This window comes from Metabacillus sp. Hm71 (assembly GCF_051842955.2).
Lineage (GTDB): Bacteria > Bacillota > Bacilli > Bacillales > Bacillaceae > Metabacillus.
Genome location: NZ_CM200278.1, coordinates 1402809 through 1414908 on the forward strand (window position 1 = coordinate 1402809; position 12100 = coordinate 1414908).

Here is a 12100-nt window from a genome sequence, read left to right on the forward strand (position 1 = left end):
AATTAAAAAAGATATTTAAGGGGGAGAAATAATGGCAGTTTTAGAATACATTCTAGATTTAGGACCCGCCGTAATGTTGCCATTAGTGATATTAATAATTGGTTTACTTTTAAAACAAGGATTAGGAAAGTCATTACGTGCCGGAATTACAATTGGTGTAGGTTTTGTTGGTATTGGGTTGGTTATCAGTTTATTAACTGATAACCTAGGTCCTGCTGCACAAGATATGGCGGATCGATTTAATTTAGGACTATCAGTTGTAGATGTTGGATGGCCAGGTGCATCTCCAATGGCTTGGGCATCAAGTATAGGTACAGTTGCAATTCCTGTCGCCATTCTTGTAAACGTCGTAATGTTACTTTTTAAAATGACTAGGGTTGTAAACGTTGATATATGGAATATTTGGCATATGACATTTACTGGAGCAATTGTAAGTACAGCCACAGGAAGTTTTTGGTTGGGAATCTTAGGTGTTGTTATCCATTCAGTAGTTGTTTATAAATTTGGTGATTGGTTTGCTCCAGTTGTTGCTAAGTATTTCGGGTTAGAAGGAATAGCAATTCCTCATGGATCAGGAGCTTGGACAGCACCATTTGCTGTAGTGATTGATGCTATTCTTGATAAATTGCCTGGTATAAAGAAAATTAACTTCAATTCTAATAAAATTGAAGAAAAATTTGGTGTAGTTGGTGAGCCTGTTATTATAGGAGCCTTTTTAGGACTTGTTATAGGTTTATTAGCGGGATATCCAGTATCAGAAGTATTACAATTAGCAGTGCAAATGTCTGCAGTTATGGTATTAATGCCTACTGTTGTTAAGTATATTATGGAAGGTCTTATGCCAATTGCAGAAGCTGCTCGTGAAATGTTGGATAAGCGATTCCAAGGTCAAAACTATTATATTGGTCTAGATCCAGCTTTGTTATTAGGTAATTCTCAAGTTGTAGCTGCAAGTCTACTATTTGTCCCATTAACATTAGTGATTGCAGTTCTAATCCCAGGCAATAAAGTACTCCCTTTTGGAGACTTAGCAACGATTGGATTTTTTATATCAATGGCGGTAGGTATTCATAAAGGCAATTTATTTAGAACGATCATTTCCGGCGCCTTTATCATGTTTATTACAATCTGGATATCAAATATGATGATTGGTGTTCATACTAAACTTGCTATGAATGTTGGCACGATTGATAGTGGGCAAGTTACTTCTCTTGATCAAGGAGGTAGTCCAATTACTTTTATCCTTACAGAAATATTTAAGCTTCAAAATATTGCCCCATTAATTGTAATCGGAGCTCTATATTTATTTAGCATAATCTTCACATATATACAATTTAAGAGAGAAAAGCTTTATTCTGAAGATACTTTTGGAGGTGAAACAGAATGAAAGCTCTAGTATTAGAAGATAAACAAACTCTAGTTATTAAGGAAATTGATAAACCTTCAATCTCTGAAAATGAGGTGCTAGTAAAGGTCTCATACTGTGGTGTATGTGGCTCTGATTTGGCTAGGTATTTCGAAGGAAAAGTCCACAATTTTCCACTTATATTAGGACATGAATTTTCTGGAGTTGTTGAAAATGTAGGGGAAAATGTGGATTCAATCAAAATAGGAGATCGAGTGGCAGTTGCCCCTTTAGTACCTTGTGGTAAGTGTGGCTATTGTCAAAGTGGTAAACCAGCTCACTGTGACCAATACAGCTTTGTAGGTTCAAGACAAAGTGGCGCAATGGCTGAATATGTTTCAGTGCCTGAACAAAATCTATTAGTAATCCCCAATGAAGTTAGTACAAAAGAAGCTGCTTTACTAGAACCTTTAACAGTAGCAATTCATGGCATTGAAAGAGTTAGTTTTAATGCTGGGAGTGAAGTTCTTGTTTTTGGTGCTGGCACAATTGGTATTATGACATTATTAGCATTAAAGGCTCGAGGTGCTGGGAATATTACAGTTGTTGATATAAACGATGATAAATTGGCCATAGCAAGTGAATTAGGAGCAACCTTTACGATTAACTCACTTAAAGTTGACTTAAATGAATATTTTGCAAATCATACTAAGCCGGAAGTCGTATTCGAAACAGCCGGGGTTTCTCAAACACAAGTTCAAAGTATTGAGGTAGTAGAAAAGCTCGGAAAAGTAGTATATATAGGAACAGCAACTAGAGATGTCACATTTCCTCCAAAAGTATTTGAACGTATTTTAAGAGGGGAACTTGAAATCACAGGATCTTGGATGTCTTATTCAGCACCATTTCCAGGATATGAGTGGAAAGCTGCTCTACAATATATTAAAGATGGTGTGATAGATGTGAAACCATTAATTAATGAAATGTATAAATTAGAGCACAAAGAAACCCCTTTTAATAAAATGCGCGACTCTGAGAATCATTCAATAAAGTTTTTATATGAAATTAATGGTTGATAAAAGAATGATTTGTTTATTAAGAGAGAGTTTCCAATTAGGAACTCTCTCTTTTCTATAAAGGTCAAGTAAATTTATTAAGAGGAATTGTAATGAAAAGAAGTTTATCGATGAAGTTAGTAGGGCTGACTGAAGCAGCTGCACTATGAAAAAAACAAAAAGAAAAGTCTGATATTAATTATTAGGGTAATAATATTATGTAAATTATATGTTCAAAGTACTTTTTATTTTATAATTAATTAAAACCGATAATATTACTCTTGGAGGTGAGGCAATGCTTCCGCAAGATAGACAAAGAGAGATTATGAAACAGTTACTGGAATTTAGGACTGTTAAAATATCTGATCTTAGTAGAGATTTAAATGTAACAAGAGAGACAATTCGTAAAGATTTATACGAAATGGAGGAAAAAGGACTTGTTCGAAAAGTCCATGGTGGAGCAATATTAAATAAAGCGAATCTTGAAACAAAATATACTAATCGAAAAAGTACAAATGAAGCTGAAAAACGTAGTATTGCTAAAAAAGCATCCGAATTCATCGAGGACGGAGATACAATCTATATTGATTATGGAACCACAGCATGGTTTTTTACACGTGAGATTTTAAATAAAAAAAATTTAACAATCATCACCAACTCATTGCCTATAGCTAATGAAATAATCGATTATTCAGACTTTGAAGTGATCATTATTGGTGGAACGGTTCGTAAAAATGAGAAATCCTTATTTGGTCCAATAGCATATAGAGGAATTGAAAATCTATATGTTGATAAAGGAATATTTGGTATCGGTGGTATTGATTTAAATGCCGGTTATACAAATGTCCATATGGGAGAATCTGAGGTTTCAAGATTAATGATGACTCATAGTCAAAAAATTATTGTTATGGCCGATTATTCTAAGTTTAATACTATAACTATGAACAAAGTTGCTGCTATAGAAGACGTAGATATTTTGATCACTGATGTTAACATTGACGATGAATTACTAAAACAATTAAAAGAGATGAATGCTACTGTTATTACAGTCGAACCAGACAAAGGGGCGCTGAATGAATAAAGATTTCTTCATATCTATTCCCCACAACATTTTTTTACAGGGGAGGAGTGGGGGGGGGTTCGAACCCTCTCTGATCGTCAGAAAAAAGCAAGAAGCAGTAAAAATACTGTTTCTAGCTTTTTAAAAATTATTTCTAAATGAATCAGTTTCAAGGTTCACATGTTAATTTAAGATTAATTATTCTGTGAATTTTTAAGTGACCTATAAAAGTTTGGCTATAATTAAAGAAAAAGGAGATATAGAATATGCCAGGAACTAAAAGAGAAAATATCAAACAAGGAACAAAAGTAAGAGTTGTGCAAAAACAAGACCAACGCTCTGGAAAATTAACTGAAGGTGTTGTTTTAAGAATACTGACAAATTCTGATACACATCCACATGGTATTAAGGTGATGCTAGAGAACGGTATCGTAGGTAGAGTGAAGGAAATTTTAAACTAAGCAGATGTTATTCTTTATTTATCTCTCAAATAATAGCAATGTTTACGATAGCTTTAGTGACTTAATCGTCCTATTAATCGAGAAAATAAAAAAGTAATCCACCCTGCTGTTTGGCGACGAGAGTGGACTACTTTTATGTGAAAAACCTTTTAATGCCAATCGCTCACTTTGCGATCGCAATTGTACAGGTAACCGTAGTGTTGGCGCACTGCGGTTATTTTTTTTGTACTGGATTGTTGCGATAATTATTCTTCATGTACCTATTTTAACTTATTTTTCAGTCCTTTTGAATCGTGTGTACTCACATTATAGCACTTTTATCAATAATAATTCATTGATTTATTGTGTTCTAACTTTTTTATTTACACATTGTCTTTTACTGGATGGAATCTTTTTTGCTAGGCTTATTTTAGCATAAAGTTTCCTAGCATTAACGCATCTTTATTTAAAGGGTCCTCTCTACGAACGGGCAGATTACTTGAGGGAAAAGCGCCTTATTCGTGAAATAGAGAAGGGATTTTTCAAGATAAATCGAACTATGAACTATAAGTTATTCACCAGGAATCGAAATTCACCATAAATGAGATATGCAACAAAGTGAGGTTTCCAGAACCCCAATTCATTGATGAACAAAAAATTTAAAGGAGAAAATAAATGACCTGGTTAATTTCGACTTTACTTGCCGTGTCTGTCGCTTGGTTAGCTTACAGAGTAAAAAAAGAAAAGGCTAAACAAAAAGAAATGAGAAACGACCATTACCAAGAGTTAGCAGCTATGAAAGAATTACAAAAAGCTTCTATGGAAACAGCAGCAGCAACATTCGATGAGAAGGTCACACTATTGTCTGAATCATACAAACGCGAAATAGAAAAGCTGATGATTGAAAATGAAGATATACGGAAAAATTATAGAAACCATGGGGAAATAATTACCCATCAAATACTAGAAAATTTTAAATCAGATCTAATTAGTAACAGAATCATTTCTCCTGATGAAATGATTATTATGCCGAACATTTTTATACCGGATGTAAACGGTAATGTCCGGCAGATCGATCACATTGTACTTTACCCAACTGGTATATATGTAATAGAAACAAAAAGCTGGAAAGGCCATATTGTGATGGGAATGACAAGAGAGGTCTCCCCAAAGTTTTCATTTTTAGCAGATTTATTAAACAGTGAAAAAGAGGAAACGCTAATATTTGATAAAGCTGAGTCAGGAGAAATATCTTTAAAGACTTATGAAAATCCAATTAAACAGGTTCAGCAGACAGCCGTCATCTTATCAAACTATTTGAAAAGTCAAGATATTGAAACGTGGATAAACATCTTGGTATTTTTTAATCACGATAAAAAAGAGTTACACGATTGGTCAGATAACAGTATAGTTAAACGGTTTACGAATAAAGAGGAATTACAAAAGTTTTTTATAAATGAACTTACATCCCAAAAAAGAATATATGGAGCTTTTCAGCTTAACAATATAAAACATCTTATTGAAAGCGCAAATTATATTAACAGAATTTAAGAAAAGAAGGATATGAACTTTTCACCGGTTACTTGGTAAGAAGAATAATTAAACCAGGAGCAGAAAAATGATGAAGAAATTTCTATGTATTTTAATTTTCTCTTTTCTATTAGCTGCTTGCAATAACAAAGTTGATGAAATTGAATCAAGAATAGTAGAAATAAGTGGAATAGAAATCGTTCTCGATGTAACTGAATATGTTTCTAACACAGAAGAGACGGTTGGCTATGATCTTCGAGCTGCAGTAGAAGAAGATACTGAGATTACAAGCAAAGATGGAGAGATTATAAAGTTAGAAGAGCTTCAACCAGATCAAAATGTTCAAGTTATTTTTGATGAACCTACTGATCTATCTAACAATGAAACTGCTTTTATAAAAAAGATTACAATATTGGAATAAATAATCTAATCTCCTTTACTTGTTGATGAGTAAGGAGAATTTTTTACACTTTAAGAAAGCATAAATTGGCAGTGAAGAAGGGAATTCGACGCAGTGGCCAATTTTTAGTATTAAGTATAAGCGCAATTACGCATTACGCTTCGCCTTTCAGGCTCGCTAGTTGGCGAGTTTTCTTAAAAGCACCCTATAAAATAAACCCTTTTTAGTGTCTACTCTATAGGGTGCAGTTTAATTTTCGGTTAACCTTATATTACCAACGAGTACGAGAATATTATAAGGAGGCATCGTCACGACAGCTCCCTTTGATATTATTCTTAAGAGGCAGTTTATCCGTATGGCAAGGGCAGCTTTAGTATAAATAAAAGTTGTTATACCAATTTAGAAGATAAAGATTACCTAAGTCAATCATTCCTTCTACTCTTCACATACACCCTTCGTGCCAATTCCTCTAATATAAAAACAACTGGAATTTGCGTAGTAATATTCGATGTTTCAAAAAATTCCTCCGTTACATAGTAGGATACGTTTTTGTCAGACATTTTGGCTATCGTAGACTGCCCGTTGTTTGTCACACTTAGAATCTTACTGTTTTTATCTTTCAACTTGTGTATATGAGATATGGTAAACTCATTTTCTCCAGAAACGGACAAAGCAATTGTAAGGCAATTATTCAAGTTGGCGTGAATAGGGGTATACCAATCTTTTAAGTATGTAGAAAATGTACCTAAGCTTGAGAAGTATCTAGCACCGTATTCAGCAAGCGTACCTGAACTGCCGATCCCGATAAAATATACATGATTAGCTTTAGAAATGGTGTCTGCAGCATCTTCTAGCTTAGAAATGAATTTCTCATTTTGAGTGCGCTCAAAAAACTCCGCTAACACGTGCTGGCCGCTTTTGATCGTTGTGTCTCTCTTTTCATCAATGAATAGCTTCAGTTTTACTTTAAACTCCGAAAAGCCTTCACAATTTAATTTCCTGCAGAAACGCATGATTGTAGAAGTGGAAACATGAGCCTCATCAGCAAGATCCCGTATCCGCATATAAATGACCTTTTCTTTATTTTGCATGACGTATTTGTAAATCAGCATCTCCAATTCATTGAATGTTGCAATGACCTCATTCGTAAACAAATCCTTCTCACCTTTCGTGTGAACTTTCTTTTGTCATTATACTTCAAAAGAGAAACATAGTGTAATTTTTAAGAAACAAATGTCTTTAGGTGTAAAACAAGTCTAACGCTTTCAAAACTATATTTTATTCGCTTTTTCTTCTCTATAATTGGTTTTGTAAATTCGATATTTTTTAGGAGGAATGATCCATGAGTAAGGGAATTAAAATCGCAACGATTGGCGGAGGTTCAAGTTATACTCCTGAATTAGTAGAAGGCTTTATTAAAAGATATGCTGAATTGCCTGTAAGGGAATTATGGTTGGTTGATATAGAAGAAGGGAAGGAAAAGCTAGAGATCGTCGGGAACCTTGCCAAAAGAATGATCGAAAAGGCAGGACTCCCAATCAAGGTTCATCTAACATTAGATAGGAAAGAGGCATTAAAGGATGCAGATTTTGTTACGACACAATTTCGCGTAGGATTACTGGATGCCCGTGCTAAAGATGAAAGAATTCCTTTAAGTCATGGAGTATTAGGCCAAGAAACAAACGGACCTGGTGGTCTTTTTAAGGGATTACGTACGATACCAATTATTTTGGACATTGTAAAAGATATGAAAGAACTATGTCCAGATGCGTGGTTGATTAACTTTACAAACCCTGCCGGCATGGTGACTGAAGCTGTTCTTCGCTATACAGACCATAAGAAAATCGTTGGATTATGTAATGTTCCGATCGGAATTGAGATGGGGGTAGCAAAGCTATTAGATGTTGACCATTCTCGTATTCGAATTGATTTCGCTGGTTTAAATCATATGGTATATGGATTAGATGTGTATCTGGACGGGGTAAGTGTTAAAGAGAGAGTAATCGAACTTTTATCAAATCCGGAGAACAGCAGCTTTGTTAAAAACATAGAAGGGCAAGGATGGGAGCCTGAATTTATTCGCGCATTAAATGTTCTAACTTGTCCATATCATCTTTACTATTATAAGAGTGATGAAATGCTAGAAAAAGAGATGAAAAACTTTAAAGAGGGCAAAACGAGAGCGGAAGTCGTAAAGAAATTGGAAGAGGAATTATTCGAACTGTATAAAGATCCTAATTTATCCATCAAACCACCTCAGTTAGAGGAACGAGGCGGAGCGTATTACAGTGATGCAGCCGTTCGATTAATTTCATCCATTTATAACGATAAGCGGGATATTCAGCCTGTAAATACAATTAATAATGGAGCAATCGCTAGTATTCCGTATGAGTCTGCTGTGGAAGTAAGTTGTGTCATCACGAAAGAAGGTCCAAAACCAATCATTAATGGAGATTTACCAGTTGCTGTTAGAGGGTTAGTGCAACAAATTAAATCATTTGAACGGGTAGCAGCTGAGGCAGCAGTAACAGGAAACTACGATACAGCTTTACTAGCCATGACAATAAATCCGCTAGTTCCTTCTGATAAAGTAGGGAAAGCGATTTTGGATGAAATGCTAGAAGCCCATAAGGAGCATTTACCACAGTTTTTTCAAACAGCAGAAGTGTAAGCAAGTCTTAGATTTTACTAGAGAAGTTCATTGTGCTTTTCATGCAAGTTAGCTACGTATTCGAAAGATCATTGTTTTCTTTAAGTCAACTATAAAAGTGCATTTCTTAAAAGGAGGCTGCCTAAATTAGGCAGCTTTTTCTATATTGCCAGGAAAATATAATTTGCAAGGAATTTCAAAATCATACAGCAACGAGAGTTAAATTTTCATAGTAAAAAACACAACGAGAAGCAAGCATCGTTTTTAGATTTTTACTATAATTAAAATAACTCTAAAAAGGAGGCTATTGTACATGGTTATTCTCCATTCGGAAGGTGGAAGGCACTTCTAATGCTTTTCATAGACTAGCAAGGGAAATGAAAGCGTTGTCAATAAGTGCTGGAATAAACTATGTAAATCATAGTACAAAAGATAACTGCCAAGGAGGAGTTGCATGTGTCTTACCATTTGAAAAAACTATCGATTGTCATTATTTTCGTTTTACTGGCAGGTTTCATGTCGGGGTGCAGTTTTACAGTAAACGGTGCGAATTCAGGGGTAAAAGACGGAAAAATTCAGCTTCGGGTTGCCTGGTGGGGATCCCAGGATCGCCATGATAAAACCTTAAGGGCCATACAATTATTTGAAAAAGAGAATCCGGACATACACGTTATTCCTGAATTTACCGGCTGGGATGGCTACTGGGAAAAATTAGCGACTGCAGCTGCAGGTAAAAACTTGCCGGACGTTATTCAAATGGATTATGCGAAATTAATGGAATATATTGATCGCGATCTTATTGTCGATTTGAACCCATATGTTGAGTCAGGTGTATTAGATTTAAGTGATGTTGGAAAGGCGCATATTGAAGGCGGATATGTGGATGGCAAGCTTTACGCCGTTAATTTAGGCACGAATTCGCCGGCGGTTGCGTATAATCCTGAAATGTTCAAAGAAGCGGGGTTAGAGGAGTTTAACCCAGGTTATACATGGGAGGATTACGCAAAAGTCTCCAAGCAGCTTCAAGAAAAATTCGGGGAAGGTTTGTATGGGGCAGGGGGAGTTGCCAATGGTCTGCCATGGTTTAACATTTATTTAAGACAACATGGCTTTGAAGTTTATAACAGCGAAGGCACAGGACTTGGATATGAAGATGACCAATTACTAATCGATTTCCTCGAGTATTGGGATGATTTGTTAAATGAGGGTGTCGCTGCACCGCTAAAGGTAACAACAGCCATACAAGGGCTTGAAGATGAGTTAATTGTACATGAAAAGTCTCCTTTTCTTTGGTTTCACAGCAACCAAATTGTTGCTTTGCAGCAATCAGCTGGACAAGATATTAAATTAGCCGTCTTTCCAAGCACTCCAGATGGTAAAGAGGGGCTCTATTTAAAACCGTCCCAGTTTTTCTCCGTCTCAAAGCAATCAAAACATCAGGAAGCTGCCGCGAAATTTGTGGATTTTATGACAAATGATCTAGAAGCAAATGAAATACTTGCTGCCGAAAGAGGCGTCCCCATTTCAGAAAAAGTTCGGGAGCATTTAAGACCTCAAATGAATGACGCAGCGAAAGAAATGTTCGACTATGTTGAACGCGTTGAAACCCATTCAAGCCCGATTTATCCTCCAGATCCACCAGGATCAGGTGAAGTAGGTACACTGTTTGATCGAATCATAGAGCGATTAAATTATGGAAACATCAGTGTGGAAGAAGCTGCCAGTCAATTCCGGAAAGAAGCGGAAGAAATATTAGCAAAAAACAAATAACTATTTATTCATTCCATTGGAGGTGCGAAAATTGAAAGCGAATACAAATGCAAAAGAGATGCCGAATGTAGAAGTACTCACTCAACAGCGTGCAAAAGTTTCTAATTTAAGGAAAAGCTTGAAAAAGGAATGTACAGCACTTGCGTTTATTTCACCTTGGTTACTTGGATTTCTTATTTTTACGATCGGTCCAATGATTGCTTCATTGTATTTGTCATTTACAGATTATGATATGTTAACGACTCCAAAATGGATCGGTCTCGAAAATTACATCAATATGTTTACGGAAGACCCGAGGTTTTGGACCGCTCTTAAGGTCACGTTTACGTTTGTGTTTATATCTGTTCCATTAAAGCTTGCGTTCGCTTTGTTTGTAGCGATGTTATTTGTAAAACCTCGGCGTGGAATCGGTGTTTATCGAGCTGTTTATTATGTCCCTTCGATTGTAGGCGGGAGTGTAGCTGTTGCTGTTATGTGGAAGCAGCTGTTCGGTCTTGAAGGGGCTGTTAATGGCATTCTTGGTTATTTTGGAATGGAAGGACCGAACTGGATTTCAGATCCGAACTTTGCATTATGGACATTGATTCTTCTCGTTGTTTGGCAGTTTGGCTCTCCAATGTTGATTTTTTTGGCTGGACTCAAGCAAATTCCGGCCGAGCTTTATGAGGCTGCTGCGGTAGATGGTGCAAACAAATTTAGTCAGTTTATGAAAATAACACTTCCAATGCTGACACCGGTCATCTTTTTTAACTTAGTTATGCAGGTTATTGGTGGTTTTATGACCTTTACCCAGAGCTTTCTCATTACGGCCGGGGGTCCGCTCGACCGAACGTTATTTTATGCGGTGTACTTGTATGAGAAAGGTTTTACTACGTTTCAAATGGGGTATGCATCTGCGATGGCGTGGATTATGTTAATAATAGTTGCGATCTTTACCGGATTAATCTTCAAGTCATCATCTGCATGGGTTTATTATGAATCGGAAGGCGGGAAGTAAAATGAAAAAATCGACAAGAAGCTTTGTCTTTCACTTTTTCACAATCGGCATCGGTTTTGTCATGCTTTACCCAATTTTGTGGACTTTGGCGAGTTCTTTAAAACCGGAATCAGAAGTGTTCAAAAATGCAGCGTCCTTAATTCCCACTGTTCTAAAATGGGAAAACTATGTTAAAGGCTGGGAAGGTTTTGGAGGGATTACTTTTGGCTCTTTCTTTGTCAACTCAGCTTTTGTAACATTACTTGTAGTAGTCGGTACACTATTTTCTTCTTCGTTAGTTGCCTTTGGATTTGCTCGTTTGGATTTCAAGTTAAAGCGGATATTATTTATCTGTTTGTTAGGAACGATAATGCTTCCTACACAAGTCACGTTAATACCACAGTATATTTTGTTCCACAAGCTTGGATGGGTCAATACGTATAACCCATTAACGTTACCCGCTTTCCTTGGCGGGTCTGCATTTTTCATTTTTTTAATGATTCAGTTTATAAAAGGAATTCCAAAGGAATTAGACGAGGCAGCCGTTATTGACGGATGCAGCACGTTCGGAATCTTTTTCAGAATTATCCTGCCATTGATGAAGCCGACATTGGCAACCGTTGCTATTTTTTCGTTCTACTGGACATGGGATGATTTTATGGGACCATTAATTTATTTAAATGATCCGAATTTATTTACCGTATCTCTAGGCTTGCGATTATTTTCCGATCCTTCTTCAGTAACGGAATGGGGACCGCTGTTTGCGATGTCCATCGTTTCATTGTTGCCGGTGTTTATCATCTTTTTGTTTTTTCAAAAGTACCTTGTGGAAGGCATTTCGACAACCGGTTTAAAATAATCGTTTGACATGGAA

At 36.1% G+C, this 12100-nt stretch carries 11 protein-coding genes; 10 read left to right on the forward strand and 1 reads right to left on the reverse strand.

Going from position 1 to position 12100, the window contains the following annotated elements:
* Positions 1-31 precede the first annotated feature (31 nt).
* From ACSVDH_RS06930 to ACSVDH_RS06955, 6 genes are all read left to right on the forward strand, one after another.
* Positions 32-1387 (forward strand): PTS galactitol transporter subunit IIC, encoded by a 1356-nt coding sequence (locus tag ACSVDH_RS06930; RefSeq protein ID WP_439249000.1) that lies wholly within the window; start codon positions 32-34, stop codon positions 1385-1387.
* Entirely contained in the window at positions 1384-2421 is a 1038-nt protein-coding gene (locus ACSVDH_RS06935) for a galactitol-1-phosphate 5-dehydrogenase (RefSeq protein ID WP_439249001.1), read from the forward strand. Before ACSVDH_RS06930 ends, ACSVDH_RS06935 begins: the two co-directional genes overlap by 4 nt.
* A 274-nt stretch (positions 2422-2695) precedes the next feature.
* Complete coding sequence (locus tag ACSVDH_RS06940) at positions 2696-3481, forward strand: DeoR/GlpR family DNA-binding transcription regulator (protein ID WP_439249002.1); 786 nt, start codon at positions 2696-2698, stop codon at positions 3479-3481.
* A gap of 245 nt (positions 3482-3726) precedes the next feature.
* Positions 3727-3921, forward strand: a complete 195-nt coding sequence (locus ACSVDH_RS06945) for a YwbE family protein (protein ID WP_439249003.1) — start codon at positions 3727-3729, stop codon at positions 3919-3921.
* A 654-nt stretch (positions 3922-4575) separates the two neighbouring features.
* Entirely contained in the window at positions 4576-5451 is an 876-nt protein-coding gene (locus ACSVDH_RS06950) for a nuclease-related domain-containing protein (RefSeq protein WP_439249004.1), read from the forward strand.
* 67 nt (positions 5452-5518) lie between these two features.
* Positions 5519-5851 carry a hypothetical protein gene (locus ACSVDH_RS06955; RefSeq protein WP_439249005.1) on the forward strand — a complete coding sequence of 111 codons (333 nt, stop codon included), beginning with the start codon at positions 5519-5521 and terminating at the stop codon, positions 5849-5851.
* Between the two features lie 401 nt (positions 5852-6252).
* On the opposite strand, the gene ACSVDH_RS06960 is transcribed toward ACSVDH_RS06955, so the two are convergent.
* A complete protein-coding gene (locus ACSVDH_RS06960) occupies positions 6253-6984 on the reverse strand; it encodes a MurR/RpiR family transcriptional regulator (protein ID WP_439249006.1) in 732 nt (243 codons plus the stop codon).
* Positions 6985-7172: 188 nt separating this feature from the next.
* Here ACSVDH_RS06960 and ACSVDH_RS06965 point away from each other — a divergent pair, with 188 nt between their 5' ends.
* The 4 genes from ACSVDH_RS06965 to ACSVDH_RS06980 all read left to right on the forward strand — a co-directional run bounded on the left by ACSVDH_RS06965 (position 7173) and on the right by ACSVDH_RS06980 (position 12085).
* Complete coding sequence (locus ACSVDH_RS06965) at positions 7173-8501, forward strand: 6-phospho-beta-glucosidase (protein ID WP_439249007.1); 1329 nt, start codon at positions 7173-7175, stop codon at positions 8499-8501.
* Between the two features lie 435 nt (positions 8502-8936).
* Entirely contained in the window at positions 8937-10250 is a 1314-nt protein-coding gene (locus ACSVDH_RS06970; RefSeq protein ID WP_439249008.1) for an ABC transporter substrate-binding protein, read from the forward strand.
* A 31-nt stretch (positions 10251-10281) separates the two neighbouring features.
* Positions 10282-11247, forward strand: coding sequence for a carbohydrate ABC transporter permease (locus ACSVDH_RS06975; RefSeq protein ID WP_439249009.1), 966 nt, complete (start codon positions 10282-10284; stop codon positions 11245-11247).
* 1 nt (position 11248) lies between these two features.
* Positions 11249-12085, forward strand: a complete 837-nt coding sequence (locus ACSVDH_RS06980) for a carbohydrate ABC transporter permease (RefSeq protein ID WP_439249010.1) — start codon at positions 11249-11251, stop codon at positions 12083-12085.
* The last annotated feature ends 15 nt before the right edge of the window (positions 12086-12100 follow it).